The sequence below is a fragment of the Variovorax sp. F042 genome, assembly GCF_057814215.1.
In genome coordinates this window covers 1,472,057-1,497,306 of sequence record NZ_JBVASX010000001.1, presented here as the reverse complement: position 1 = coordinate 1,497,306, position 25,250 = coordinate 1,472,057, and the positions used below count along the sequence as shown (strand labels likewise).

General features: G+C 65.0%; 23 protein-coding genes. 12 read left to right on the top strand and 11 right to left on the bottom strand.

What is annotated here, in order from left to right:
* The first annotated feature begins 50 nt into the window (after positions 1-50).
* From ACZYSP_RS07190 to ACZYSP_RS07170, 5 genes are read left to right on the top strand one after another with little or no spacing between them, the layout of a single operon-like run.
* The gene (locus ACZYSP_RS07190) at positions 51-9,428 is read left to right on the top strand and encodes a PLxRFG domain-containing protein (RefSeq protein WP_489013690.1); all 9,378 of its coding nucleotides are present in this window, start codon (positions 51-53) and stop codon (positions 9,426-9,428) included.
* Positions 9,429-9,482: 54 nt separating this feature from the next.
* On the top strand, positions 9,483-9,752 hold the full coding sequence (locus ACZYSP_RS07185) for a holin (protein WP_013540476.1): 270 nt from the start codon (positions 9,483-9,485) through the stop codon (positions 9,750-9,752).
* A complete protein-coding gene (locus tag ACZYSP_RS07180) occupies positions 9,752-10,306 on the top strand; it encodes a glycoside hydrolase family protein (RefSeq protein WP_489013341.1) in 555 nt (184 codons plus the stop codon). The genes ACZYSP_RS07185 and ACZYSP_RS07180 overlap by 1 nt, the downstream gene beginning before the upstream one ends.
* 24 nt (positions 10,307-10,330) lie before the next feature.
* Positions 10,331-10,903 (top strand): hypothetical protein, encoded by a 573-nt coding sequence (locus ACZYSP_RS07175; protein WP_489013340.1) that lies wholly within the window; start codon positions 10,331-10,333, stop codon positions 10,901-10,903.
* A gap of 1 nt (position 10,904) precedes the next feature.
* The gene (locus ACZYSP_RS07170) at positions 10,905-11,426 is read left to right on the top strand and encodes a DUF2514 family protein (RefSeq protein WP_489013339.1); all 522 of its coding nucleotides are present in this window, start codon (positions 10,905-10,907) and stop codon (positions 11,424-11,426) included.
* On the opposite strand, the gene ACZYSP_RS07165 is transcribed toward ACZYSP_RS07170, so the two are convergent.
* The 3 genes from ACZYSP_RS07165 to ACZYSP_RS07155 are packed head-to-tail and all read right to left on the bottom strand — an operon-like array spanning position 11,423 to position 13,307.
* A complete protein-coding gene (locus ACZYSP_RS07165; RefSeq protein WP_489013338.1) occupies positions 11,423-11,935 on the bottom strand; it encodes a nucleoside 2-deoxyribosyltransferase in 513 nt (170 codons plus the stop codon). The two genes, ACZYSP_RS07170 and ACZYSP_RS07165, sit on opposite strands and share 4 nt — an antisense overlap.
* Before the next feature lie 18 nt (positions 11,936-11,953).
* Positions 11,954-12,694: an SOS response-associated peptidase gene (locus ACZYSP_RS07160; protein ID WP_489013337.1), complete on the bottom strand. Its 741-nt coding sequence runs from the start codon at positions 12,692-12,694 to the stop codon at positions 11,954-11,956.
* Between the two features lie 22 nt (positions 12,695-12,716).
* Positions 12,717-13,307, bottom strand: a complete 591-nt coding sequence (locus ACZYSP_RS07155) for a hypothetical protein (RefSeq protein WP_489013336.1) — start codon at positions 13,305-13,307, stop codon at positions 12,717-12,719.
* 563 nt (positions 13,308-13,870) lie between these two features.
* Between ACZYSP_RS07155 and ACZYSP_RS07150 the strand changes: the two genes are divergently transcribed.
* Positions 13,871-14,215, top strand: coding sequence for an H-NS histone family protein (locus ACZYSP_RS07150; RefSeq protein WP_093051178.1), 345 nt, complete (start codon positions 13,871-13,873; stop codon positions 14,213-14,215).
* Positions 14,216-14,299: 84 nt separating this feature from the next.
* Here ACZYSP_RS07150 and ACZYSP_RS07145 read toward each other — a convergent pair whose 3' ends face one another.
* Entirely contained in the window at positions 14,300-15,286 is a 987-nt protein-coding gene (locus tag ACZYSP_RS07145; RefSeq protein ID WP_093051175.1) for an NADPH:quinone oxidoreductase family protein, read from the bottom strand.
* Between the two features lie 128 nt (positions 15,287-15,414).
* Here ACZYSP_RS07145 and surE point away from each other — a divergent pair, with 128 nt between their 5' ends.
* The 5 genes from surE to rlmD are packed head-to-tail and all read left to right on the top strand — an operon-like array spanning position 15,415 to position 20,393.
* A complete protein-coding gene (gene surE, locus ACZYSP_RS07140; RefSeq protein ID WP_093051172.1) occupies positions 15,415-16,173 on the top strand; it encodes a 5'/3'-nucleotidase SurE in 759 nt (252 codons plus the stop codon).
* A 1-nt stretch (position 16,174) separates the two neighbouring features.
* Positions 16,175-16,948, top strand: a complete 774-nt coding sequence (locus tag ACZYSP_RS07135; RefSeq protein ID WP_093077699.1) for a protein-L-isoaspartate(D-aspartate) O-methyltransferase — start codon at positions 16,175-16,177, stop codon at positions 16,946-16,948.
* Positions 16,949-16,959: 11 nt separating this feature from the next.
* Positions 16,960-17,874: a peptidoglycan DD-metalloendopeptidase family protein gene (locus tag ACZYSP_RS07130; protein ID WP_093051166.1), complete on the top strand. Its 915-nt coding sequence runs from the start codon at positions 16,960-16,962 to the stop codon at positions 17,872-17,874.
* A gap of 4 nt (positions 17,875-17,878) precedes the next feature.
* Positions 17,879-18,925 (top strand): sigma-70 family RNA polymerase sigma factor, encoded by a 1,047-nt coding sequence (locus ACZYSP_RS07125; protein ID WP_093077698.1) that lies wholly within the window; start codon positions 17,879-17,881, stop codon positions 18,923-18,925.
* Positions 18,926-18,956: 31 nt separating this feature from the next.
* Complete coding sequence (rlmD, locus tag ACZYSP_RS07120; protein ID WP_489013335.1) at positions 18,957-20,393, top strand: 23S rRNA (uracil(1939)-C(5))-methyltransferase RlmD; 1,437 nt, start codon at positions 18,957-18,959, stop codon at positions 20,391-20,393.
* Between the two features lie 60 nt (positions 20,394-20,453).
* Here the strand turns inward: rlmD and ACZYSP_RS07115 are convergent, their stop codons facing one another.
* Complete coding sequence (locus tag ACZYSP_RS07115; RefSeq protein WP_093077694.1) at positions 20,454-21,155, bottom strand: Bax inhibitor-1/YccA family protein; 702 nt, start codon at positions 21,153-21,155, stop codon at positions 20,454-20,456.
* A 164-nt stretch (positions 21,156-21,319) separates the two neighbouring features.
* Here ACZYSP_RS07115 and ACZYSP_RS07110 point away from each other — a divergent pair, with 164 nt between their 5' ends.
* The gene (locus tag ACZYSP_RS07110; RefSeq protein ID WP_093051154.1) at positions 21,320-21,727 is read left to right on the top strand and encodes a GlcG/HbpS family heme-binding protein; all 408 of its coding nucleotides are present in this window, start codon (positions 21,320-21,322) and stop codon (positions 21,725-21,727) included.
* Between the two features lie 182 nt (positions 21,728-21,909).
* Here the strand turns inward: ACZYSP_RS07110 and hemP are convergent, their stop codons facing one another.
* The 6 genes from hemP to ACZYSP_RS07080 form a co-directional block, all read right to left on the bottom strand.
* Positions 21,910-22,122 (bottom strand): hemin uptake protein HemP, encoded by a 213-nt coding sequence (gene hemP / locus ACZYSP_RS07105; protein WP_093051151.1) that lies wholly within the window; start codon positions 22,120-22,122, stop codon positions 21,910-21,912.
* A 95-nt stretch (positions 22,123-22,217) separates the two neighbouring features.
* Positions 22,218-22,631, bottom strand: a complete 414-nt coding sequence (locus tag ACZYSP_RS07100; protein WP_007830740.1) for an ExbD/TolR family protein — start codon at positions 22,629-22,631, stop codon at positions 22,218-22,220.
* A 5-nt stretch (positions 22,632-22,636) separates the two neighbouring features.
* Entirely contained in the window at positions 22,637-23,353 is a 717-nt protein-coding gene (locus ACZYSP_RS07095; RefSeq protein WP_093051148.1) for a MotA/TolQ/ExbB proton channel family protein, read from the bottom strand.
* Between the two features lie 22 nt (positions 23,354-23,375).
* Positions 23,376-24,065 carry an energy transducer TonB gene (locus ACZYSP_RS07090; protein WP_426393189.1) on the bottom strand — a complete coding sequence of 230 codons (690 nt, stop codon included), beginning with the start codon at positions 24,063-24,065 and terminating at the stop codon, positions 23,376-23,378.
* 113 nt (positions 24,066-24,178) lie between these two features.
* Positions 24,179-24,451, bottom strand: coding sequence for a (2Fe-2S)-binding protein (locus tag ACZYSP_RS07085; RefSeq protein WP_093051142.1), 273 nt, complete (start codon positions 24,449-24,451; stop codon positions 24,179-24,181).
* Positions 24,452-24,566: 115 nt separating this feature from the next.
* Complete coding sequence (locus ACZYSP_RS07080; protein WP_093051139.1) at positions 24,567-25,247, bottom strand: Fe2+-dependent dioxygenase; 681 nt, start codon at positions 25,245-25,247, stop codon at positions 24,567-24,569.
* Positions 25,248-25,250: the final 3 nt, after the last annotated feature.

The following is a 25,250-nucleotide window of genomic DNA, read 5'->3' as shown; positions in this document are numbered from 1 at the left end:
GGACCCCTATAGGGTTCGACTCTCCCTCCTCTCGCCTAGAGGATGGGGGGATGGCCAGTTCCGATCTCAAGCCCTTTGACGGGCAACTCGACGCCCCACCGCAGAGCCTCAAGCCATTTTCGGGTGAGCTCGACTCGCCCGAGAGCCCGAAGCGCTCCGCCCTCGACGTCGCGAAGGACATCGGCGTCACTGCGTTGAAAGGCGCCGTTGGGCTGCCGCAGGCTGTCGTCGGCCTTGCCGACATTCCCACAGGCGGCCGGGTGGGCAAGGCGCTCGACGATGCAGGCGTCCGTTTCAAGGACACCCAGGATTTCCTGGCGGATCAGTATTCCGATGCCCAGAAGGCCGCGAACAAGAAGGTCGCCGCGGCGGATGGCTTTGTCGGTACCGCCCAGGCGATGCTCGAAAACCCGAGCACGATCGCCACCAGCGTGGGCGAGTCGATTCCCCAGATGCTGGGCGGCGCAGGTGTTGCACGCGGGCTGTTGAAAGTCGCGCCGAAGATTGGTGCCGCTGTTGCTGGCGCTGCTGGCGAGGGCGTGATCGGTGCCGGCTCGCAGGCCGAGCAGATCCGTGGCGAAACCAAGGACGGGTTGCTGACACCAACCCAGTCGGCCCTGGCGGCTGCGACGGGCGCCACCACCGCAGCCTTCGGCGCCGCGGGCGGAAAGCTAGCCCAGCGCCTTGGCATCGGTGATGCTGAAACGATGCTGGCCCAGGGCTCGATCAATGGTCCTGGTCGTGCATCGCAGCGCTCGCTCGCGCGCCAGGTAGGCGAGGGCGTGGTGTCCGAAGGCGTGCTCGAAGAGGTGCCGCAGTCGATGGCCGAGCAGGCGCTGCAGAACCTCGCACTGGACAAGCCGATCGGCGAAGGCGTGGGGGCGGCCGCGGCGCAGGGCCTGCTGGCCGGCGGCGCGATGGGTGGCGGCGCGGCGCTGGTGCATGGTGTTGGCGCGCGCGGCGAGACCGCGCCGGTGGCACCTGCCGACAGCATGACGCTTTCGTCGCAGGAGCAGCCGCCAGTGGCGCGCGAGGAGGTGCTGCCGGTTGTGGAGGGCGGGGCAGCGAGCATCCAACGCACGTTCGATCCCCGCGACCCCGGCAGCCGGCCTCCCCTCGATGTGATGCCGCCGGTTCCCACAGATGGCGTGCCATTCGAGGGCGCTCCCGCCGGTGTGCGCCGCGAGTTCGACACGGGCGAACTTGCCCTCGCCGAGCACGCGGCACCACCGCGCCCCTCCGAAGTGATGGGCCTCGATCCAACTGCGGGCCCACTGTCGGCCGGCGCGGCGATCGCGGTGGACTCTGGCGCGCATGGCCAGCTGCTGCAGGATGCGCAGCGCCAGGTCGATGCGGCCGCGCTGGCCGAACAGGAACAGGCGGCGGCTGCGAACCGCGCCGCGCCGCCGGTCCTCGACTACTCCGACCTCGACGAGCGAGATCGCTCGCTCTATGACGACTACTACCGCACGCTGGACCGCGAGACCGAAGGCCACATGGCAGCGGCGCTCGAGGACGACGTCCCCGACTTCGGGGACCAGCGCAACGTTACCGATGAACAATTCCTCCGCGCACTCGGCGCGAACGATCAGGAGATTGCAGATGCCATTCAAACTGCCCGCGGAGCCGCAGGCCCGGAAGAACGTGCTGGCGGCGCTATTGCGCCTGCGGCAGATGTCGCCGAAGGCGCGCGACCGGTTGCTGCTGCAGCTCCGATCGAGCAAGGACAAGCCCAGCCCACGCAAGCAGTAGCCGCACCTGCTGCGGCGGCGGCCGCCGCGACTGCAGCGCCGGCACCGGCCAGCGTGCAGGAAGGAATTGCGCGCGCGCGCGGCCGCCGCGCTGAGCAGCCGTCGGCAGCAGCGCCGGCAGTGGCGCCTGCGCGTGTGGTTGCCGCTGGCGGCGCGCCCGTGGCAAAGCGCGAGAAGGCGGTGCAGCGCGTGGAGCAAGGGAAGGCCTGGTTCCTGTCGCAGGAGAAGGCGGACGCCTTCGTAAACGATTCGGGTCTGAGCGACACGCACCAGGTGGTGCCCGACAACCGGCGGTTCGTGGTGCAACCGAAGTCCGCCGAGCCGGTGGCCGCGGCGCCCTCTGTAGCGACGCCGCCTGTTGAACCGAACCGGAAGACGTCGAACGGTGAGTGGGCGACGTTCGCGAACGACTCAGGCACCAAGGGCGTACCGCGGGCTGAGATGCCGCAAATCAAGGCCGAACACCGCGGCGCCATGACCAACTTCATGAACGCGCGCGGAATTGCGCACGCCGAAGAGACCGTGCCAGCGGCAAGTCTCAAGCCCACGCAGGCCGAGTTCAGCCCAGCGCGCGTGCAGCAGGCGAAAGACTATCAGGGGGGCGACCGCGCCATCCTGGTGTCGCGCGACGGGCATGTGCTCGATGGCCACCACCAATGGCTCGCGGCGCGTGAGCGCGGCGGCGATGTGCGCGTCATCCGACTAGATGCGCCCATCGACGACCTGCTTGCGGCTGCTCACGAGTTCCCCAGCTCCACAACCGACGCAGCGAGCGCGAGCGCTCCGGCACGCCCGGCTGCTGCGGCGAGCGCCGCGCCTGCTGCCGAGTCTGAGAAGACCAGCGGCAAAAGCGATGCACCCACGAAGCCGGCACGAGGTGTTGTTGCCAAGGTTCGGGAGGCCAAAGCCAAGCGGGAACTGAAGGCCGACCGTATCGCCCGCGAGGCGGAGGAAGCCCGTGCCTCGTATTTCACGCCGGGCAACGTGGTGCGCAGCTATGGCCAAGGCTTCGATGAAGTCATCAGCTACAAGCCAGCCGACCAGGAGGGCAATTGGTCGGTCACCGTGCGCGCCGCGCGCAAGGTCGGGGCGGCGAAGTTTGAGCCTATTCCTGGCGAGCTTGAGCGTACTCACAGCACGCAGCCAAGCGAGCGCGAGTTGAAGGTCGGGCCGGCGGCGCGCATGGGTGGAACGACACCCAAGGTGCAGGTTCCGGCCGCAGCCCCAACAGCTGCTCCTGCAGAGTCCGTGTCTGACGCCGGAAAGATCGTGGACTTCGGCGAGAAGATCGGCGGCGCTCGCAAGGACCGTGCGGAGAAGACCGGCGCGCGCGGCGTGGCCGCGCCGAAGGACGACCGCCCGGCCTGGGCGCGTCGCTTCCAGGTGTCGCAGATCGCGAAGAGTCGAGACGGCAGCGAGGATGGGCGCTGGGTCATCCGCGATACGCGCTCGCTTGACTTCATGAAGCAACCTCGGCAGGTCGGCCGTGATACCTACGCGACTCGCGAGGAAGCGGAGGCTGCACTTCCCCTGGCGGCCGTTGCTTTGAAACACCGGGTGACGTACACGCGAGACGGCAAGTTCGAGATCTGGCGTGACGTGACCGACCGCAAGCGCGTGAAGGTGGTTGAACAGTCTTTCGACACGCGCGAGGATGCTCTGCGCTACATGGCCGAGAACGCTTCAGCGATCATCGAGACCAACACCACTTTCGGGGAAGCGGATCTGCCGCGCCCCGCAAGCGAGCAGCGTATCGGAGCTGCGCGCCGCACGGGCGACGTGAAGGACGGCGACTTCGGGGACACCTTCGGTTTCCGCGGCGTGGAGTTCGGCAACTGGAACAACCAAGCCGACCGCCAGCAGCTGCTGAACGATGCATACGACGGCCTGCTGGACCTGGCCGATGTCATGGGCATCCCGCCGCGGGCCATCAGCCTCGACGGTGAACTGGCTTTGGCATTCGGCGCACGCGGCAGCGGTTTGAGCGGCGCACGCGCGCACTACGAACCTGAAAAGGCCGTCATCAACCTGACGAAGATGAACGGCGCCGGCTCGCTGGCGCATGAGTGGTTCCACGCCATGGACCACTACTTCGGGCGGCAGGATGGCAAGGCGCCCACCGAGTGGGTGACGGACAAGGATGGCACGCGCTCGCTGAAGGTGAACAATGACTTCGAGCGCAATGCGGCCACCGGTGGCACGCGCGGGGAGCGCTCGGGCATGCGCGCAGAGGTTCAGGACGCCTACCGCGCCCTGATGAACACCATCACGCGCAAGGCGGAGCAGTACACCGAAGACACGGCGAAGGCCGACCAGTTCGTCGCGACGTCGCGCAATGAAGTGGAGAACCGCCTGGCGGGCATCCGGAAATACCTCTCGGAGAAGCTCCCCGACTACTTCAGGCGCAACAACAAGCCTGCTACGGCCGAGCAGTTGGCCGAGTTCGACACGCTGGCCCAACAGATCATCAACGGCGAGGCGCTGGAACTGCGAGTGCAGTCGAAGAACCCCAAGGCAGCCGCGCGCCTGGCCGGCTTCCGCTGGACCAATGACGTGCTGGAGAAGATGAGCGGCATCCTGAAGGCTGTGCGCGGCCAGGCTGGGTTCACCGCAGATCAGAAGGGCACGCTGGATGCGCTGCGCGGCGACATGCAGCGCTACAGCCAGCGCCTGAAGATGTTGGCCGACGCACAGGAGAGCACCGAGAAGACGCGTGCTGTGCCCACCAGCTTCGCCATGGATGCGCGCGAGTTGGACCAGGGCCGCGGGCAAGACTACTGGACCACGCCGCACGAGATGGCCGCGCGAGCCTTCCAGGGCTATGTGGAGGACAAGATCGCAGAGCGTGGCGGCACGAGCCCGTTCCTGAACTATGGCCCGGAGAACGCCGGCATCCTGACGCCTTGGGGGGTCAAGCGGCCCTTCCCGCACGGCGCCGAACGTATCGCCATCAATCAGGCGTTGGACAGGTTGGTCGGCGTGATCCAGACGCGCGAAGGCGAGGGCGGCAACATGGCGTTGTTCCGCCGCTCCGACGACGGTCTGGCCAACATGACGCCGGCGGCCGCCGAGGCCATGCGTGCGCTTAGCCGGATGCCGTACTCGCCGAGGGCGCGCATGCAAGCTGTGGCGAGCGTACAGAAGACGGTCGACGCGGTCCGTGCGAATTGGAACAACGCACCTGATGTTGTGGTGGCGTTCGACATGAACGACGCAGTGGTGCCAGAGGCGGCGCGCCGCGCCGACCTGCGCCAGCGCAGCGGCGGTGCCCGCGGTGCGCCCGAGGGCTTCTACTACCGCGGCAAGGCCTACCTGATGGCATCGCGGCTGGGCAGCCAAGAGGATGCGGCGCGCGTGCTGTACCACGAGGTGCTCGGCCACCACGGGCTGCGCGGTCGATTCGGCAAGCAGCTCGACGGCGTGCTCAACCAGATCGCGACCATGCGGCGCGCGGACGTGGACGCGAAGATCCGCGAGTACGGCCTGCGAGGCGTCAGCAAATTGGACCGTCGTGCGGCTGCCGAAGAGGTGCTGGCGGAGATGGCCCAGAACACGCCCGAATTGCACTTCGTGCGGCGCGCGGTGGCTGCCATCAGGACCTGGTTGCGCGCGCACGTGCCGGGTTTCCGTGGCCTTCGGCTGACGGACGACGAGATCATCCGCAACTTCATCCTTCCAGCGCGCCAATTCGTGGAGCGAGGTGCAGGTGCCGCCAAGGCAGGCGCGCGGCTCGCATTCAGCCGCGCCGAGGGCGTCGACGTGGATGCCGAGAGCCGCTCGTTCCTCGATGGAGCGCCGGTGGCGGAGATGAGCGGCAAAGAGTTTGCATCCGACGGCGTGCCGCTGACCGAAAAGGTGACCCAGTTCTACGAGAACACCGGCAACACGCAGGTGGACGTGGCGGGCATCGGCCTGGTGTCACTGGATCGGCAAGCGGTGAAGAGCAGCTTGTTCCACGGCATCGGCCGTGACAAGGCAACCGCTTTTGCCGCGGTGCCCGACGTGTTGAAGAACGGCAAGATCATCCACGCCGAGGCGATGGAAGGCTCGCGCGACGCGGGCATGGTGTACCACGTGGCCGCGCCGGTACGCATTGGCGATCGCGACATGGTGGAGGTGGTGCTGGTGAGGGCGGACTCGAATGCCAAGCGCATGTACGTGCACGAGGTAGTCCTAAAAGAAAAACTCCGGCAGACCGCCTTCAAAACTGGTGCAGATGCAGCGGAAGCTGGGGTGCAGGCCAGAGCGGGTGCCGGAGCAATCCGTAGTGTCCTCGATCGCATCTACAGCGTCAACCCAGCGGCCGAGGCTGCCGTGACCGCTGACCCGACCGACACGCCGGCGTTTCGTGCCTGGTTCGGGGACAGCAAGGTTGTCGACGGCGACGGCAAACCGCTCAAGGTCTACCACGGTACCGACCAGACCTTCACAGCCTTCGATGACGATTTCATCGGTGAGGGCAACGGCAACACCGATTGGGGCAATGGCTTCTACTTCACCGACTCGAAGCAGGCGGCGGACGGCTATGCGCAGGGAGACAAAGGTCGAACGCTCGAGGTCTACCTGTCGATCAAGAACCCCGCCCCGATGGAGGTGGTCAACGAGGTGATGGAGCAGCCCGGTGCCGAAATGGACGCGGACTATGTCCGACAGGAGCTCGCCAGCCGCGGCTACGACGGCATCATCGTGAACCACAAGGGCGGCGAGCGCGAATTCGTTGCCTTCCAGCCGACGCAGATCAAGAGCGCGACCGGCAACGCTGGCACCTTCGATGAGTTGAACCCGGACATCATGTTCAGTCGGTCGACCGTGGGCGAGTACGCGCGCACCGCAGCCGCCGAACTGAACAAAACGTTCTCGGCGCCTGGCCGGCTCAGCTGGTGGCACAAGACGATCGGCACCATGTACAACCTGGCCGAACGCTCGCCGGCGTTCAAGCCTGTGTTCGATGCCGCGCAGGGCTTCGTCGACGACGTGAGCCACTACGCCACAGACGCGGCCGAACTGGCCCCCAAGTTGCTGCCGAAGCTGGAGACCTGGCGCGACATCAAGAAATCGCCAATCTCGGCTGCCGACAACACGGCGGTGGCCAAGCCCGTTTTCGAGGGTACGCTGACATGGGCGCGCGACGAGCAAGGCAAGCCGGTGCAGGTGCAGACCCTGATCGATGCCGCAGCCGGTCTCTCCGCCGAGCAGAAGGCCCAGCGCCTGCTGCGCAATGGCCAGATCGACGAGCGCATGCTGAAGGCGTGGCAGGGCATGCCGCTCGAGTCCTACGAGAAGGCCGTGGCATCGCGCTACGAGTCGCGCATGCTGCAGCCCGGCGTGGTCTGGAGCGATGCGGAGCTGCGCAGCATGTTCCAGCTAACCGACGACCAGGTCGCGCTGTACCGTGAGTTCCGGGATGCCACGAACCGCAGCCTCGACACCATGGCACGCGCCGACATGCTGCGCTTCGCCGGCGACGACGCGAAGGGCCTGCGCACGATGGTGATGGACGCGCCGGACGCGCAGACGGCGGCGGTGCTGATTCGCGACCACCTCGCGCAACTGGCCAGCGACCAGCCCGACCGTTCCACGCTGCTGATGAACACCGCCAACGGCATCATCGATCGGGCCGACAAGGTGCGCGATCTGCAGGCCCGCGGCTACGCGCCCCTGTCGCGCTTCGGCCGCTACACCGTCGACGTCGTGGACGCGAAAGGCGAGCGGCAGTACTTCGGCCTCTTCGAGACCGCGCGTGAGGCGAACACGATGGCCGCGAACATGCGCGGCGAGTTCGGTGACGCCGCGGTGGGCCAAGGCACGCTGTCCGAGGAGGCCTTCAAGATGTTCGCCGGCGTGACCCCCGAGACGCTCGAGCTCTTCGGCAACGCCCTGGGCCTGGATTCGACCGGCGATCGCGCGCAGGACCAAGCGTTCCAGGAGTACCTCAAGCTCACGAAGACCAACCGCAGTGCGATGCGCCGGCTGATCCACCGCAAGGGCATCGCCGGCTTCAGCGAAGACGTGGGCCGCGTGCTGGCGTCGTTCATCTACAGCAATTCCCGTCAAACGGCCGCTGGTCTGAACATGGGCGACCTGGGCGAGGCAGTCAATGCGATTCCGAAGGAGCAAGGGGAGCTGATGGACGTGGCGGTGCGCCTGGCGGAGTACGTGAAGAACCCGCAGGAGGAGGCCCAGGCCGTGCGCGGCCTGCTGTTCGCTCAGTACTTGGGCGGTTCGATCGCGTCGGCGTTCGTGAACATGACGCAGCCCGCCGCCGTGACCTTCCCGTGGCTCAGCCAGTTCGGCGGCGCGCGCAAGGCCGCCGCGGCGCTTGGCGCCGCCGCCAAGAACATGGCGACGAAGGGCTTCCAGTACGAGCCGGATCTGGCGAAGGCGCTCAAGACCGCCGAGGAGGAGGGCGTGGTCAGCCCGCAGGAGGTGCACCAGCTGATGGCGCAGGCACGCGGCTCGGGCTCGCTGCGCGCTGGCGACGGCACGCGGCTGGGCGAGGCACGCGCCGCTGGCCAGAACGCGCTGGCTCGGCTGTCTCTCGCCTGGGGCAAGGTCTTCGGCGCGGCCGAGCAGGTGAACCGGCGCATCACCTTCATCGCCGCGTACCGTGTGGCGCGCGATCGCGGTGAGGCTGACCCGGCGGCTTTCGCCAGCCGGGCCGTGAAGGAAACGCAGTTCGTCTACTCGAAGGCATCGAAGATGCAGTGGGGTCGCGGCGCCGTGGGCGGCACGCTGATGACCTTCAAGACCTACTCGATCGCCTACCTCGAGTTGCTGCACCGCATGTACACCCAGGGCGGACCCGAAGGGAAGCGCGCCGCGCTCCTGGCGCTGGGTACGCTGATGATGATGGGCGGTTCGGGCGGGCTTCCCTTCGCGGAAGACCTCGAGGATGTGATCGACGGTCTTGCGCAGCTGCTGGGCTACAACTTCTCGGCAAAGAAGGCGCGCCAGGAGGCGCTCGAAGCAATGCTGCCGAAGGGCATCGCTGACTTCCTCGACAAGGGCGTGAGCGGCCTGCCGGGCGCGCCGCTCGACGTTTCGGGCCGACTGGGCATGGGCAACTTGATCCCGGGCACTGGCCTGCTGCAGCAGAAGACCAGCCACACGCGCGACGTCCTGGAGATTGCAGGACCCGCTGGCGACTTCGCAAGCCGCATCTTCTCGGGCGCGCTCAACGTGGCCACGGGCAACGTGGGCGCCGGTCTGTTGGAGGTTTCGCCCGTAGCGGTGCGCAACGCGGCCAAGGGTGCCGACATGGCCGCGACCGGCATGTATCGGGACGCCAAGGGCTACAAGGTGCTGGACACCAACCACCTCGAGGCGGCGCTGAAGGCGATCGGATTCCAGCCGCAAAGCGTGGCCACCATCCAGGAGGCCAACAGCCTCAACCAGCAGGCGAAAGGTTTCTACAACCTGCGGGCACAGGAGATTCGCGCGCAGTGGGCGGCAGGCATCTTCGAGAAGGACGAGGCCAAGGTGCGCGAGGCGCGCGCGGCGGTGGCTGACTGGAACGGCAAGAACCCCGAGCAGAAGATGCTTATCCGCATCCCCGACGTCATGCGCCGGGTGCGCGAGATGCAGAAGTCGAAGGATCAGCGGATCGCAGACACGGCGCCGCGTGCGATGCGCGCACAGATGCGCGAGGACCTGTCGCGCATGCGCGCGGACCAATAGAAGGGCCCCTGTAGGGTTTCACAGACAAGCCGCGGCCCGGAATCATCCGGGCTCATGCGAAACGAAACCATCGACACCTTGGCCGCCGTGGGCGGGAAAGCATCCGTGACCGGCGTCGGCATGACCGGTGTGGGCTGGTTCCTCTCCAACGAGTTTTTTGGACTGGTCGGCGCCCTCGTAGCCATCGGCGGCCTGGTGCTGGCGTGGTACTACAAGCGCGAGGCCAACCGCCGGCAATTGGTCGAGCACGAGCTGCGCGTCGCGCGCCTGCGCCGCGGCATGAGATCGGACACCGACCTCGGCGAGCTGGGCAGGGACGACTGATGAAGGGCGTACGCATCGCGGTTGCCGCCCTCACCTTATCGGCAGCTGGCTTCGCCGCGTGGGTGCAGCACGAGGGCACCGGCCCTGTTGCAGTCCGTGCGGACGGTGCCGAGGTGCTGAAGCCCTACATCCCTACCCAGGGTGATGTTCCAACGATCGGTCATGGATCGACCCGCTACGAAGACGGCAAGCGCGTGACGCTGGCAGATCCGGCGATCACGCGCCGGCGCGCCGAGGAGCTCGCGCGCAACCTGCATCGCGCCGAGGAGCGCCGCTTCGCTGAGTCGTTGCCCGGTGTGGAGTTGCTCCAGGAGGAATACGACCTCTACATGGATTTCGAGGGGCAATACGGCATCGGCAATTGGCTGAAGCCGAAGTCGCCGCGTACCTGGCTGCTGCGCGGTGACTATCGCGGGGCCTGCGATGCGCTACTGGCATGGCGTTTCCAAGCCGGCCGCGACTGCCGGCTGCCGCAGAACTGGGGCCCTCAGGGCTGCAAGGGCGTGTGGTCGCGGCAGCAGGAGCGGCATCGCGCCTGCGTGGCCGCCCAGTAGATCAACACAGAAAGGAGAGCCTCCATGGCAATCACCGAATACCGGCTCGTTCACGCGCCGATGAACCAGATCGACACGATCATTGCGGCTCGGATTGCCGAAGGCTTCCAGCCTTTTGGCCCACCATTCGCCGTCGCCCTCTATCCTGACGAAGTGGTGCAAGTCGTCATCAAAGGAACGCCGGATGGCGGCTCCGGCGGCCCCTCGTCGGTATCGTCCGAAAACATCACAGACGCGTCCGAGGTGGGCCGGTCCGTGCTTGTTTCCGCCGATGCGGTGGCGGCGCGAACTGCCATCGGTGCAGGTACCAGCAACCTGGTGCTGGGCACCACCGCTGCTACGGCCAAGGCAGGCAACTACGCGCCCGCGTGGTCCGAAGTGACTGCTAAGCCGGCGTTCATCGCGGCCGGCGCGGATGCAGCAGCTGCGCGAACCGCGATCGGCGCAGGAACGTCGAGCCTGGCGCTGGGCACAACCGCCGCAACGGCGCTGGCTGGCAATACGGCGAAGCTGAGCCCTGGTGCGATCACCGCCATCGGCGCATTGACGGGTGCCAGCACGGCCGCTGACATCGTGGCCGCACTACAGACCGCCTGATATGCCCGACGTCCGCAACATCGTCATCTGGTTATGCGTGGCATTGGCTGTGTCCGGTTGGGGCGTCGGCTGTGCCGAGCGGTCCCGCGCTGCCAGTGCGCAAGTCGCGACATCCAATGCGCAAAAAGAGCTCGCCGACTACCGCGCTGCGCAAGCGGAGTCGGCTCGTTTCGCAGAGCGCGCGCAGCGCGCCCAAGAACAGACCTGGCGCACGCGCGTCGATGGAGTAATTCAAGATGGCCAACAACAGATTGCTGTGTACCGTGCTGATGCCGATCGTGCTGGCACTGCTGAGCGCCGGATGCGCGCACAACTCGAAGCCTTCCGTGCAGCCGTCCGTGCAGCCAGCGCAGCGCCCGTCGTTGCCGGCGGAAGGCCGCCAGCCGAAGCCGCCCTCGATTTGCTTACCGAGCTGCTCGGCGGGAGTGGAGCGGCTCTTCGGGAGCTGGGGCGATTCGCTGACGCTGCCCACGGTGCCGGCACCATCTGCGAGCGACACGCCGACGCGGTGACCGAACCTTAGGGCGGGGCGTGCAGTAGCTCGGCGAGCTGCTTAAGCGCATCCTCGGCGTCGACGGCCTGCGTGACTGAGTTCGAGAGCATCAGGTTCAGCGGAAGGCCGAAGTCCTCAACTTCCATTCCCTCCGGATCTCGGAGCACGCCGCCGGCGTCACGGTGCAGCGGCGCACGCTCGCCCACGCGGTTCACGTAGTCCCCTGGCGGCACCCCATAGGCGACAACTGGAAGCCCGAGCATCACCGCCACGCCCACCTCGAACACCGTGCCTGAATCTGGCTCCGCGCCGCGGAAGGGCTCGAGGTTGGCCACCACGCCTTGTGCCATGCGCAGCTTCTGCATGTTCGCCTCGTAGATCGCTTGCGGCGAAGTCGCGGCGGTTACCTGGTCGTCGAACGGCACCAGTGCCTCCAGGCCGAGGCAGTCGCATACCGCCGTCAGCATGGCGAAGTGCTCGGCCGCGTTCGGCCGGAAAACATCGGGGCCGGCAAGGTAGATCCGTGGGCGAGTCGTCATGGCGCGATCGTAGTGGGTCTAGAAGAGGTCCAACTGCGGGGGCGGTGGTGTCGGTGTTCCCTTGGCTGCGCGCTTCGGAGCTCGCTCGCCGGCTGGGCGTTCCTTCTTCGCCCGTGGAGCGAGCGGCGCCTCGTAGGTTTCCAACTGCCCCATCCATTGCTGGAGGAAGCGCGGGGCTTCGTGCACGGGGCAGCTCAGCCAGTCGTCGTAGTCCTCAGGATCAAGGATCACCACCATGCGCTTCTCTTCGCCGGGTCGGTGGAAGCGCGACATCACCGGATGACCATCAGCGTTGATCGTGATCATCGCGAAGCTGAAAAGCTCCTCGCCGGTTTCCGGGGTCGTCCACTTTTCCCAGATGCCGGCGAGGCCGAAGGGCACCTCGCCAGGCTGTTGGATGCGATAGCGCACGGACTTCGACTGGTCCGTTTCGTAGTAGGGCTCGAAGATCGCTTCAGCAGGGATCACGCAGCGCTGCCCCATGCGCCAGGCGCTCCTGAAACTTGGCAGCGTGGCGATGGTTTCGGCCTTTGCGTTGTAGGTTTTCTTGCCGTAGACGAGCTCCTTGGCGAACCCGGGCAGCAGGCCGAAGGCACCGTCGTCGACGCGGCGGTTGCCGGACCCGTCCTCGGCAAGTCGGATGAACGGAGCCATGCCCGTCGGCCAGGTGAGCACCGGACGGTCATCGTCCTCTCGAATGACCCCGAAGAACGAAAGCAGGCGGTCCTTGCGGGAGACGGCTTCGTAGTTGCTGCACATGGGCGGAGGATAGGCCAGGGCCTTAGAAATAGCCCGGGCTGTTGCCCGAGGCCGTCTCTGGGTTGTAGGGCATCCTGCGGGTCGGCCGGCGGTTGATCGCCTCGGCGATGCGCACCGCTTCCGCCGAGTGCTCGAGCTCTCGCGCTTGGCGGCGGGACTCGGCGGGCGAAGGCCTGGGGATCTCGTCGTGCTCGAAGCCGCTGTTCGTGATCGCGACTGGGCGGCACCACCAGGTCTGCGGGTAGTTATCGGAGCGGATGTTCTTCATGCCGCGGCCGCGCGGCACGATCTCGATGCCGCTGATGAGGATGCCGCCGCTGATCTGACGAAGGCGCGCACGGTCCAGTATCGGGATGATGTAGGTCTCGCGGTCATCGCGCAGCAGCATGGCGGCCCAGACTCCGCGCCCCGGCCTGGGCCCTGGGACTCGCTCCGTGTAGACCAGATCGCCAACCGCGCGCGTGTGCTTGACCGCCTCTTCCGAGGGCAGTTTGTTGCCTTCAAATCGGGTGCGGAACACCTCGTAAAGAATTCGGGAGGACACTGTATGAATATACAGCTTTCGTGTGCGCGGCCGAACTGCTTTGCAATGCTCGCCGGCAACGAACTGCACAGGGTCGATGAATAGATAAATTCGGCTCTCCCCCCTCTGTGGAAGGGGCGAAAAAGGCATGCTCGTGAATAGATGTTCTTCGGCCTACGCAGCGGATTCGAGGTGTTGAGGCCTCACACACGTGGGAACCGTCGCCCGGCGAGCCGCGCCGGATCGATGCCAAAATGCTGGTAGACTTCCCATGAACATCGCCGCAGCCCGCATAGATGTTGGGTTGTGACTACAGATTGTGATTCTGGTCGTCGTGGGTTCGAGTCCCATCAGCCACCCCAAAAAATATCTCATATCTCCTTTGTGCTATTGCGCAATAGCGCTCAAAGGATCACAGCGCCGGGCTTGCCCCGGCGTTGCCATTTCTGGCCGCCGCAACTTCTTCTTCTGCCTGCGCGCCGCAGACTCTTTTCCCCATCTCACTCGCATATAACGCGTCCAAAGTGGTGCGCTTTACGTTGCGAGTTGTTGCATTAATGCAATGCGCCGCCATTTTTTTCGCTCGGTAAGGTACTTGTGGCAAATGTAAACTGAATTAAAATCCACCCGTTTTCAATTTCAGGAGTCCAACAATGGCTTCGACCCTCGCCGATATCAATTCCCAGATCAAGAAGCATGACGAGCAGATTGCGCAATTGCGCAAGCAGGCTGAAGACCTGCGCAACCAGGAACGCGCAGGCGTGGTTGAAGAGTTGCGCAAGAAGATCGCCGAATACGGTTTGACGGCTTCCGATCTGAAACTTACCGGCCGTGTGGGCGCGGCCAAGCGCAGTGCGGGAGCCGCTCCGGCCAAGGCTGCCGCCAAATACCGCGGCCCGACGGGCGAAACCTGGTCTGGTGGCCGTGGCCGTAAGCCGCGTTGGGTGACTGAGGCATTGGCCGCAGGCAAGTCGCTTTCTGATTACGAGATCAAGTAAGTGCCCCTGTTTTCGCTGGGCAGGTGCCCAATAAAAAAGCCCGCATGCGCGGGCTTTTTTATTGGGCGTTGAGGGGTGACGCGCTCAGTTCACCATCACCAGTTTTCCTTTAACGCCGCGCGAACCCATGTGGGCGTATGCGGCCTTCAATTCCGCCATCGGCATCGTGCTGTCGATCACTGGCTTGATCTTTCCCTGACCGTACCAGTGCGCCAATTCCGCCATCATCTGTGCATTGGCCTTGGGTTCTCGCTTGGCGAAATCGCCCCAGAACACGCCGACCAGCGAAGCGCCTTTCAGCAGCGTCAGATTCAATGGCAGCGACGGAATCGGGCCGGACGCAAAACCGACGACCAAATAACGGCCGCGCCAGCCGATGGAGCGAAAGGCCGGCTCTGCAAAATCACCGCCCACCGGGTCGTAAATGACGTCCGGTCCTTTGCCATCGGTGGCGGCCTTGATGGCGTCGCGAAAACCGTTGGGCAGCGCATGCGTCGTGTAGTTGATCGTCGCATCGGCGCCGATGGAACGGCAAAGCTCGCATTTCTCGTCGGTGGAGGCTGCCGCGATCACCTTGGCCCCTGCAGCCTTTGCGATCTGGATGGCCGCCGTGCCCACGCCGCCGGCCGCGCCGAGCACCAGCACGGTTTCGCCGGCCTTGAGTTGCGCGCGGTCCATCAGTGCATGCCACGATGTGGCATAGATCATGATGAAAGCCGCCGCATCGACGTGACCGAAACCTTCAGGCAGCGGCATGCACAGGGCCGCGGGCGCCAGCGTATGGGTGCCGAAGCCGCCAGTGCCCGAAAGGCAGGCCACGTTCTGCCCGACCTTGAGGTGCGTGACACCATCGCCGACCGCCTGGACGACGCCCGCATATTCAGAGCCCGGCACGAAGGGGAGGGGCGGCTTCATCTGGTATTTGTTCTGCACGATCAGCAGATCTGGGAAATTCAGGCTCGCCGCCTTGATTTCGATCAGCACCTGACCCGGGCCCGGTGTCGGTGTCGGCAGTTCTTTCCAGGTCAGCGCGTCGACGCCGGTGGGGTTTTCGCAAAGCCATGCGTGCATGCTCGGGTCTCCTTCGGGTAGGTAATGTTCGGCCAATGAATGCGGGCGATGATAGGTGGCGCGGTGGGGTGGGCTTGTCCCTGCTGCGACGCACCCGACGCCTACAATCTGAGCGCATCCAGGACACCATGAAGATACTAATTTCCAACGACGATGGCTTTCAGGCGCCGGGCATCGTCGCGCTGCACGACGCGCTCAAGGACATCGCCGAGGTCGAGGTGGTTGCACCCGAGCACAACAACAGTGCCAAGTCGAACGCGCTGACCCTGGCGGCACCGCTCTACGTGCGCGAGGCGCACAACGGCTTTCGCTATGTGACCGGCACCCCGGCCGACTGCGTGCACATCGCGCTCAAGGGCCTGCTCGACTATCGGCCCGACCTGGTGGTTTCCGGCATCAACAACGGTGCCAACATGGGCGACGACACCATCTATTCGGGCACGGTCGGTGCGGCGATGGAGGCCTATCTGTTCGGCATTCCGGCCATTGCGTTCTCGCAGATCGAAAAAGGCTGGGCACATGTGGATGCGGCCGCCCAGGTGGCGCGTCGACTGGTGCAGCAGATCGAACGCGAACGCATGCTCGACGGCGGTGCTTTCCTGCTCAACGTGAACGTGCCGAACCTGCCTTTCGACGAGTTGAAGCCCGTCAAGGTCTGCCGGCTCGGCCGTCGCCATGCGGCTGAGAAGGTGATCACGCAGGACAGTCCGCGCGGCGAGACCATGTATTGGATCGCCGGCGCGGGCGGCGCCAAGGACAGCGGCGAAGGCACCGACTTCCATGCCACTGCAGCCGGCCACATCGCGCTGACACCGCTGCAGATCGACTTGACCGACCACGCCAACCTCGGCCAATGGCGCGAGACGGTGGCCCGTCTCGGCAACTGACATGGCCACACAGCGGCCCAGTTTCCCCGTTCGCCTGACACCTACTGCTTCTGCCGCCACGCGTGGGCGCATGCCCGCCGTGCCGGCCAAGCCCTTGGTGCACTCCACGCCCTCGATGGCGTCTGATGCCGTGCGCGCGCGCATGGTGCAGAGGCTTGCAGCACAAGGAATTTCCGATCCGCGCGTTCTGCGCGCAATGGGCGCCGTGGAGCGTCATCGTTTCGTCGACAGTGCGCTGGTCAATCAGGCCTACGAGGACACGAGCCTGCCGATCGGGTTGGGACAGACCATTTCGAAGCCCAACGTGGTGGCCCGCATGATCGAGCTGCTGATGGGTGCACCCGCACTGGCAGGAAAGCCGCAGGACAAACTGGGCCGCGTGCTCGAGATCGGCACCGGTTGCGGTTACCAGGCGGCCGTGCTGAATCATGTTGCGACCGAGGTCTACAGCATCGAGCGCCTGCGTGGCCTGCACGAGCGAGCGCGCGCCAACCTGCGGCACTTCCGTTTGGCCACGGTGCACCTGATGCTGGGCGACGGGATGGTCGGCTATGCCAAGGGCGCGCCCTATGCCGGCATCATTGCCGCGGCAGGCGGCGAGGCGGTGCCCGAGGCCTGGATTGCGCAGCTCGCGGTGGGCGGCCGCATCGTGGCGCCAACCCAATCAGCGAGTGGTGGTCAAGCCCTTGTCGTCATCGACAAGACCTCACGGGGACTGGAGCGGCTCATTCTTGAGGCGGTTCACTTTGTCCCCCTAAAATCAGGTATCGCTTGAAGGAATAACAAATGCAGGGTTTTGGCAATCGGAGTTGGTTCGCTGGCGTCACGTTGGCCTTTGTGCTCGTGATCGCGGGCTGTTCCACACCGCGTGGGCCGGCACCGGTCGAAGACCGCGGCACCATGACGCGCGCGCCAGGCGCAGCAGTGCCCGGCGGCCCGCCCATCACCACAGATGCCAACGGCAAGCCACTCGCCGGTATCGAAAACTATGGCAAGCCTGGCTACTACGCCGTGCGCCCGGGCGACACGATCCGCCGTATCGGCAATGAAACCGGCCAGCGCTGGCAGGACATCGTTCGCTGGAACAACATCGATAACCCAGACCTGATCGAAGTCGGCCAGGTGCTGCGCGTGATTCCGCCAGTTGGTTCGGGAACGGCTGTTGCGGCCGCGCCCGCGACGCCTCCGGCCACTTCTTCCGAAGGTGCGGTCACGAAGCCTGTGACGCCGCAGCCTGCGGTGGTGCCTACGACGCCTGCCAGCGGTGCGAGCAAACCACCGGCTCCCGTTACGGCTTCCCCGGCCAGTCCTGGCAGCGGCAACTCGGGTGATGAAGACCTCGGCTGGATCTGGCCCGCCAGCGGTTCGCTGATCGCAGGTTTCGACGAAGCCAAGAACAAGGGCTACGACATCAGTGGCAAGGCGGGCGACCCCGTGCTGGCCGCCGCCGACGGTCGTGTGGTCTATGCGGGTGCAGGTCTGCGCGGCTATGGCAACCTGATCATCCTGAAGCACAACAACACCTACCTCACGGCGTATGCGCACAACCAGACGCTGCTCGTGAAGGAAGACCAGTCGGTTCAGAAGGGCCAGAAGATCGCCGAGATGGGCAACAGCGATGCTGATCGCGTGAAGCTGCATTTCGAGATTCGCCGCCAGGGCAAGCCCGTCGATCCTTCGCGCTACCTGCCCGGCCGGTGATGCCATGGCTGCCTCCCGCCCCCGCCGCACGCTGTTGCCTGTGCGCGGGTCGGCGGGCAGGGGCAGCAGCCCATCTTCCAGCAAGGGTCAGCGCGAGCTCACCAGCGAGAGCGCTGGTCCCCAAGAAGAAGGCGTAGATCCGTCGTCGACAGACACCGCGCTGCCCAATGGCGTCGCGAGCGAACTGATTGGCGGCGAGGGCGCGGATGCGCTGACCATCTACCTGCGCCAGGTCCGGCGCACCGAGCTCTTCACGCCCGCGCAGGAATACCAGACTGCATGCGCCGCGCGGGCTGGCGACTTCGCCGCGCGCCAATCGATGATCGAGCACAACTTGCGGCTCGTGGTCAACATCGCCAAGAGCTACCTGGGCCGGGGCGTGCCGCTGTCCGACCTCATCGAGGAAGGCAATCTTGGCCTGATGCACGCCATCACCAAGTTCGAGCCCGAACGCGGCTTTCGCTTTTCCACGTATGCGACCTGGTGGATCCGCCAGTCTGTCGAGCGCGCCGTCATGACGCAGGCGCGTGCGATCCGGCTGCCGGTGCATGTGGTGCGCGAACTGCAGCAAGTTCTGAGGGCTCGCCGCACCCTCGAAGGCGACGCCGAATTCCTTGCGCACCGGCCCGACGGCGTGCGCGTGGAAGACATTGCCGCGCTGCTGGGCCGCGAGGTGCAGGCGGTGGCCGACCTGCTTGCCCTGTCCGAGGCCCCGCGCTCGCTGGATGCGGGCGATGCCCGGGGAGACGAGGGCTTCACGCTGGCCGATACCGTGGCTTCTGAAGACGAGCAGAGTAGTCCGACTGGCGTGGCGCACACGCACGAGGTGGAACGCCTGCTCGACCAATGGGTGCACGCCCTCGATGCGCGCGAACGCGAGGTGCTGGAGGGGCGCTATGGCCTGCACGACCGCGAGCCCGAAACGCTGGAGGTGCTGAGCGTGCGCCTCGGCCTCACGCGCGAGCGTGTGAGGCAGATCCAGAACGAGGCACTGGCCAAGATGCGCCGCCAATTGGCCCGTTCGGGTGTGGGGCGCGACGCGCTGTTCTAGAGGCCCCCGTCCACGCTGAGACAATCGGGGGATGACGGAATCCATCGAAGAAAAGAAAGTCCCCACGAATCCCGGCGAAGAATGGCTGCAGGTCGAGTCTCTCGACCTCGATGCGCAGGGCGTGGCGCACAAGGCCGACGGCATGGTCGTGTTCATCGAAGGCGCATTGCCTTTCGAGGAAGTGCAGTTCAATGTCCATCGCCGCAAGAACAACTGGGAGCAGGGCACGGTCACGACCATCCGCCGCGAATCGTCGCAGCGGGTGCGCCCGGGCTGCCCGCATTTCGGCCTGCACACGGGTGCCTGCGGCGGTTGCAAGATGCAGCACCTGGACGCAGCCGCCCAGGTGGCCGTGAAGCAGCGCGCACTGGAAGACAACCTGTGGCACCTCGGCAAGGTCAAACCCGACAACCTGCTGCGGCCGCTCGAAGGGCCGGCCTGGCACTACCGCTACCGTGCGCGTCTTTCGGTGCGCCATGTGGTCAAGAAGGGCACGGTGCTGATCGGTTTTCACGAGCGCAAGAGCCGCTACTTGGCCGACATGCAGGTGTGCCCGGTGCTGCCGAAGCAGGTCAGCAAGATGCTGATGCCGCTGCGCGCGTTGATCGGTTCGATGGATGCGCGCGAGACATGCCCGCAGATCGAATTGGCCTGCGGTGACGCACCCGATTCCACGCGGCTCGGCACGATCGCTTTGGTGCTGCGTCACCTCGAGCCGCTCTCGCGTGCGGACATCGATCGGTTGAAGGCCTTTGCCGCGGGCAACGAAGGCGTCCAGTGGTGGCTGCAAGCCAAGGGGCCGGAAACCGTGAAGCTGCTGGAAGAGGGCGGCACGCCGCTGGCGTATCGGTTGCCGGAGTTCGGCGTCACGATGCCGTTCAAGCCCACCGATTTCACGCAGGTCAATCCGCACATCAATCGGGCGCTGGTGGGCAAGGCGCTGCGCCTGCTCGACGTGCAGTCGGACGAGCGCGTGATCGACTGGTTCTGCGGCCTCGGCAACTTCACCCTGCCGCTGGCGAGCAAGGCGCGCGAGGTGCTGGGCATCGAGGGCAGCGACACGCTGGTGGCGCGCGCGACCGACAACTTCAAAAGAAACCAGCCTGCAACGTCGGCCCGCCGTGCGTTGTCGCCTGCAACTTTCGTGGCGCGCAATCTGTTCGACATGACGCCGGCGATGCTGGTGGCAGATGGCAGCGCCGACAAGTGGCTGGTCGATCCGCCGCGCGAAGGCGCATTCGCGCTGGCCAAGGCCATGGCCGACCTACACCAGCAGCCCGAGTTGCGCACCGATGGCTGGACGCCGCCCAAGCGCATCGTGTACGTGAGCTGCAATCCGTCGACGCTCGCGCGCGACGCCGGCTTGCTGGTGCACCAGGCGGGCTACCGCTGCACATTCGCGGGGGTGGTCAACATGTTTCCGCACACCGCGCACGTCGAGTCGATAGCGGTCTTCGAGCTGGAATGAAAAAGGGCCCCTCGGGGCCCTTTGTTCTGGTGAGCGCGATTCGCTCGCTTGTTCGTTCGTTCAGTCGCGCTCGCCGCCGAAGATGCCCAGCAGCGCCAGCAGACTCTGGAACACGTTGAACAGGTCGAGGTACAGCGCGAGCGTGGCGCTGATGTAGTTGGTTTCGCCGCCGTCCATGATCTGCTTCAGGTCATAGAGCATGTAGGCCGAGAAGATGCCGATGGCAGCCACCGAGATGACCAGCATGCCCGTGGTCGAACCAACGAACACATTGATGATGGCGCCGAACATCAGCACCAGCGCGCCGACGAACAGGAACTTGCCCATGCCTGACAGATCGCGCTTGATGACCGTGGCCAGCGAGGCCATCACGAGGAACACGCCGGCGGTGCCGCCGAAGGCCGTCATGATGAGTTCCGAGCCATTCTTGAAGCCGAGCACCATCGCGATCAGGCGCGACAGCATCAGGCCCATGAAGAAGGTGAAGGCCAGCAGCACCGGCACGCCGGCGGCGGAGTTCTTGGTCTTCTCGATGGCGAACATGAAGCCGAAGGCGCCGCCGAGGAAGACGATGAGGCCCAGGCCACCGGTGAGCGAGCGGGTGATGCCGGTGCTCACGCCGACCCAGGCGCCCAGAACGGTGGGCAGCATGCTCAGTGCAAGCAGCCAGTAGGTGTTGCGCAGTACGCGCTGGCGTTCAGCCTGCGCCAGCGGCTGGCCGTAGCCTGTTGAAGTATCTAGGGTGGTAACGCGGTCGTTCATGGCCGGAGCTCCTGTGATTGCTGCAATGACGCAGTTGGGCGCATTCTAGGGGGCTGCAAGAGGGGGTGTCGCAAAGACCGTATGCGGGGTGTTCTCAAGCCCTTAAGACACCCCTGGCAGCATGGCCGTTATGCTGTCGGGTTTTCACGCAAACTGAGCTCATCATGAAGACCAAATCTTTCCTCGAACTCGCCGACGTCAAGGCCGTTGCCGCAGCGGCTGAAGCCGAGGCCCTGAAGAACAACTGGGCGGTGACGATCGCGATCTCGGACGACGCCGGCAACCTGCTCTGGCTGCAGCGCTTGGACGGCGCCGCGGCGCTGTCTTCGCACATCGCTCCTGCCAAGGCGCACACGGCAGCCATGGGCCGGCGCGAAAGCAAGGTCTACGAAGACATCATCAACGGCGGCCGCACGGCGTTCCTGACGGCTCCCGAAGTGCAGGGCTTGCTCGAAGGCGGCGTGCCGATCGTCAAGGACGGCCAGGTGATCGGCGCTGTTGGCGTGAGCGGCGTGAAGTCGAATGAAGATGCCCAGATTGCCAAGGCGGGCATTGCGGCTCTCGGCCTCTGAGTTTTTCTTCCGCACAAAGCAAAACGCCGACTTCGAGGTCGGCGTTTTCTTTTGGGCTGCTTCAGCGTGAAAAAAAGCTTGGCTAGTCGGCGAACCGTTGGCTAGCAAAAAACGACCCTTCGGAGATGAATCTCCTTGAGTCGCCCCACGATGAAACTTGCGCGAAGGGCGGGCTGGACGACTTACTTGGTCAGGATCAGCTTGCCGAGTTTGGTGGCTTGAAGCCGGTAGAGAGAACCGTTGTGCATGATGCCCACAGTCTTGCTTCCTTTCAGAAGCTCCGTGCTTTCAACCATCGGCACCGGACGCGTTGCCTGGATGGACGCATGGCCGCCACCCGACTGGTCGAGCGAAGGATGGTTCAGGACAGAAAAGGCATTCGGTGTGGCTGGCATCTGGAGTTCCCTTATCGAAGCGATGAGTGAATGATAATGATTCGCAATAAAAAGTCAATCGTCGCGATCAACTTTTTTTGGCTTGCGATTTCAGATCACTTCGCTTCAGGCTCCGTGATGAAGCCGATCTTGCGCACACCGGCTTCACGGGCCTCCGACATCGCCTTGGCCACGCGCTCGTAACGCACGGCCTTGTCGCCGCGGATGTGCAGCTCGGGCTGCGGTTCCTTGGCGGCTTCGGCGGCGAGGCGGTTGGGCAACTCGCTGTCGTCGATCTTCTGTTCGTTCCAGTAGTAGGAACCGTCAGCCGTGACGCTGAACAGGATGTTCTGCGGTTTGGGCTGCTCTGGCTCGCTGGAAGCGCGCGGCAGGTCGATGTTGACTGCGTGCTTCATCACCGGCACGGTGATGATGAAGATGATGAGGAGCACCAGCATGACGTCGACCAGCGGCGTCATGTTGATCTCGTTCATCACCTCATCGGGTTCGTCTTGCGTTCCGAAAGCCATGATGCTCAGCCCTTCTTGAGCGGAACCACGACGGCATCGCCGCTGCCGCTCTGGACGCGGGCGCCGGTCACGAAGTAGGCGTGCAGGTCGTGGGCGAAGGCGTTGAGCTTGGTCAGCACGAACTTGTTGCCGCGCACCAGTGCGTTGTAGCCCAGCACCGCGGGAATGGCCACGGCAAGGCCGAGCGCCGTCATGATCAACGCTTCACCGATCGGGCCAGCCACCTTGTCAATGGTCGCCTGGCCGGCCGAGCTGATGCTCATGAGCGCGTGATAAATACCCCAGACAGTGCCGAACAGGCCGATGAACGGTGCGGTGGAGCCGACCGAAGCCAGGATCGCGAGGCCGGTCTGCAGTCGGGCGGTGAAGGCGTCGATGCCATTGCGCAGTGCGCGCGTGATCCAGTCGCTCACGTCGAGCGCATCGTGCAGATGGGCCTTGGTGTTGCGGTGGTGAGCAGCCGCCTCGCGGCCTTCGAGGGCCAGCGCGCGGAAGGGGTTGCTGTCGTCCTTGCCCAGTTTGTTCAGCGCGGTGGCGAAGTCTTCGCTGTGCCAGAAGTCCTGCGAATGCTTGGCGAGGCGCTTGTAGCGGACGACATCGAGTGCCTTGACGATGATCACGATCCACGACGCGAGCGACATGCCGACCAGCAGCACCGCCACGGCCTTGGTGACGAAATCGCCCTGATTCCAGACGTTCATCAAGCCAAATTGGGAATCCATACGAAGTTGCTCCAGAGAAAAATTAGTTCAGGACGTAATTGACGGGGGCGTCATAGGACATGGCCTGCACCACGCCGTTGACCTTGCCGGGCACAAACCGGCATTTCATGATGTATTCCACGGCCGCCTCGTCGAGGCGATCGAAGCCGCTGGATTTCTTGACCTCGGCGCTCTTGGGCAGACCGTCGACACCGACGAGCACTCGCACGATCACCTTGCCCTGTTCGCCGAGTCGTTTGCTCATGGCGGGGTAGGTGGCTTTCGGATTCTGAAGATAGTCGGCGTTGCTCGATGGCAGCTGCACGGCCGGCGGAGCCGGGGGCGCAGGTGGCGGTGCAGGCGGCGCCGGTGGAGCGGGAGGTGCTGGCGGCGTTGCCGGTGGGGGCGGTTCCGTGACGCCGACGGGCGCCATGGGCGCCGGCGTGGGCTTCGGCTCGCGAATGGCCTGGGGCCGCGGCGGAGGCGGCGCCTTGGTCACCTTGGGTTGGGGCGGTGGTGGGGGCGGCGGAGGCGGGTCCGCCTTCGGCTTCGGTGGCTCGACGAACTGGCTCAGTATCTCGACGGGAATCACCACTTCGGCGGCGCGGCGCAGCAATCCGCTTTGAAGCGCCCAGAGCGCGGCCGCGTGAAACAGGATGACACCGCCGGCAATGACGACATTGCGCGAAAGGCCAAGGACGGATGGGGGGGGAGCAAAGCGGTCAGACACGATCAACCATTCGAATGCGGGCACCGCGAAAGGTGCCCCGATTGCAGCAAAACCGCTACGAAGACGCCACGCGCGCTACTTGCGAAAGATCCACCAGACCGAACCTGCGACCAGAATCAGGCTGCCGCCGAGTGCCGAGACGAGTTCCATGCCTTGCTTTCCTTGATGGAGTTGGCAAGCTGGATCGCTCTCGGACCCGAATCGCAATTCAGCGCGGCGACCGGATGCGAAGCGCTGCACTGCGCGACGATATCGCGCGCACAACCTTCACATTGACCACACTGGGTGGCCACGCCAAGTTCGAATTGCACTTCGTCAAAAGTCATGCCGGCCCGCACATGGCGTGCGATTTCTCGGTCGGAGACTCGGCGGCAGACGCAAACGATCATGGCTGTGAAAGCGGCAGTTGGCTGGCTGTTGGATGTGGTCGATTATAAATAAGAATCCATCGCATTTGCAATAACTATGTGTTACTGATTCATGCAACATCTTGTTCCCCCGGAATCAGACCTCCGACCAGAGCCGCAGCAGGTTGTGATAGTGCCCGGTCAGCGCCACCGTTTCCTCGCATTCGCCGAGGCGCGCGCGCAGTTTCTGGATGTTCTGGTCGAGCTCGAACAGCATGCTGCGCTGCTGATCGTTTCGCACCATGCTCTGCAGCCAGAAAAATGAGCAGATCCGCGCTCCCCGGGTCACAGGGTGAACGCGATGCAGGCTGCTGGCCGGGTAGAGGATGAGATCGCCGGCCGGCAGCTTCACTTCGTGCGAGCCGTAGGTGTCGATCACCTCCAGTTCGCCGCCCTCGTAGTCTTCGGGGTCGCACAGGAAGAGGGTGCACGACAGGTCAGTGCGCAGTTGTTGACCACTGCCGGGCAGAGCACGGACCGCACCGTCGACATGAACGCCGTAATGCTCGCCCCCCTCGTAGCGATTGAACAGCGGCGGCACGAAGCGCGACGGAAGCGCTGCCGAGAAAAAGAGCGAGTGCCGGGCCAGCGCGGCCAGCACGATGTTGCCCAGCTCCCGGCCGACGGCCGACTGTTCCGGCAACTGGCGATTGCGCTTGACCTGCGCGCCTTGTGCGCCGACCGTCTCGCGCCCGTCGGTCCATTGCGTGGCATCGAGTGCGGTGCGCATTTCACGCACCTGGTCAGGGCTCAGCACTTCGGGCACATGCAGCATCATTTT

What these genes read in the sequence shown, in the direction of transcription:
- ACZYSP_RS07165 (WP_489013338.1), bottom strand. Translation starts at nt 11,935, where the DNA reads ATGACGACTCGCCCACGGATCTACCTTGCCGGCCCCGATGTTTTCCGG.
- ACZYSP_RS07115 (WP_093077694.1), bottom strand. Translation starts at nt 21,155, where the DNA reads ATGAACGACCGCGTTACCACCCTAGATACTTCAACAGGCTACGGCCAG.
- ACZYSP_RS07100 (WP_007830740.1), bottom strand. Translation starts at nt 22,631, where the DNA reads ATGGCTTTCGGAACGCAAGACGAACCCGATGAGGTGATGAACGAGATC.
- ACZYSP_RS07185 (WP_013540476.1), top strand. Translation starts at nt 9,483, where the DNA reads ATGCGAAACGAAACCATCGACACCTTGGCCGCCGTGGGCGGGAAAGCA.
- ACZYSP_RS07085 (WP_093051142.1), bottom strand. Translation starts at nt 24,451, where the DNA reads ATGATCGTTTGCGTCTGCCGCCGAGTCTCCGACCGAGAAATCGCACGC.
- ACZYSP_RS07175 (WP_489013340.1), top strand. Translation starts at nt 10,331, where the DNA reads ATGGCAATCACCGAATACCGGCTCGTTCACGCGCCGATGAACCAGATC.
- surE (WP_093051172.1), top strand. Translation starts at nt 15,415, where the DNA reads ATGAAGATACTAATTTCCAACGACGATGGCTTTCAGGCGCCGGGCATC.
- ACZYSP_RS07150 (WP_093051178.1), top strand. Translation starts at nt 13,871, where the DNA reads ATGGCTTCGACCCTCGCCGATATCAATTCCCAGATCAAGAAGCATGAC.
- ACZYSP_RS07160 (WP_489013337.1), bottom strand. Translation starts at nt 12,694, where the DNA reads ATGTGCAGCAACTACGAAGCCGTCTCCCGCAAGGACCGCCTGCTTTCG.
- ACZYSP_RS07095 (WP_093051148.1), bottom strand. Translation starts at nt 23,353, where the DNA reads ATGGATTCCCAATTTGGCTTGATGAACGTCTGGAATCAGGGCGATTTC.
- ACZYSP_RS07110 (WP_093051154.1), top strand. Translation starts at nt 21,320, where the DNA reads ATGAAGACCAAATCTTTCCTCGAACTCGCCGACGTCAAGGCCGTTGCC.
- hemP (WP_093051151.1), bottom strand. Translation starts at nt 22,122, where the DNA reads ATGCCAGCCACACCGAATGCCTTTTCTGTCCTGAACCATCCTTCGCTC.
- ACZYSP_RS07080 (WP_093051139.1), bottom strand. Translation starts at nt 25,247, where the DNA reads ATGATGCTGCATGTGCCCGAAGTGCTGAGCCCTGACCAGGTGCGTGAA.
- ACZYSP_RS07145 (WP_093051175.1), bottom strand. Translation starts at nt 15,286, where the DNA reads ATGCACGCATGGCTTTGCGAAAACCCCACCGGCGTCGACGCGCTGACC.
- ACZYSP_RS07135 (WP_093077699.1), top strand. Translation starts at nt 16,175, where the DNA reads ATGGCCACACAGCGGCCCAGTTTCCCCGTTCGCCTGACACCTACTGCT.
- ACZYSP_RS07125 (WP_093077698.1), top strand. Translation starts at nt 17,879, where the DNA reads ATGGCTGCCTCCCGCCCCCGCCGCACGCTGTTGCCTGTGCGCGGGTCG.
- ACZYSP_RS07170 (WP_489013339.1), top strand. Translation starts at nt 10,905, where the DNA reads ATGCCCGACGTCCGCAACATCGTCATCTGGTTATGCGTGGCATTGGCT.
- ACZYSP_RS07180 (WP_489013341.1), top strand. Translation starts at nt 9,752, where the DNA reads ATGAAGGGCGTACGCATCGCGGTTGCCGCCCTCACCTTATCGGCAGCT.
- rlmD (WP_489013335.1), top strand. Translation starts at nt 18,957, where the DNA reads ATGACGGAATCCATCGAAGAAAAGAAAGTCCCCACGAATCCCGGCGAA.
- ACZYSP_RS07130 (WP_093051166.1), top strand. Translation starts at nt 16,960, where the DNA reads ATGCAGGGTTTTGGCAATCGGAGTTGGTTCGCTGGCGTCACGTTGGCC.
- ACZYSP_RS07190 (WP_489013690.1), top strand. Translation starts at nt 51, where the DNA reads ATGGCCAGTTCCGATCTCAAGCCCTTTGACGGGCAACTCGACGCCCCA.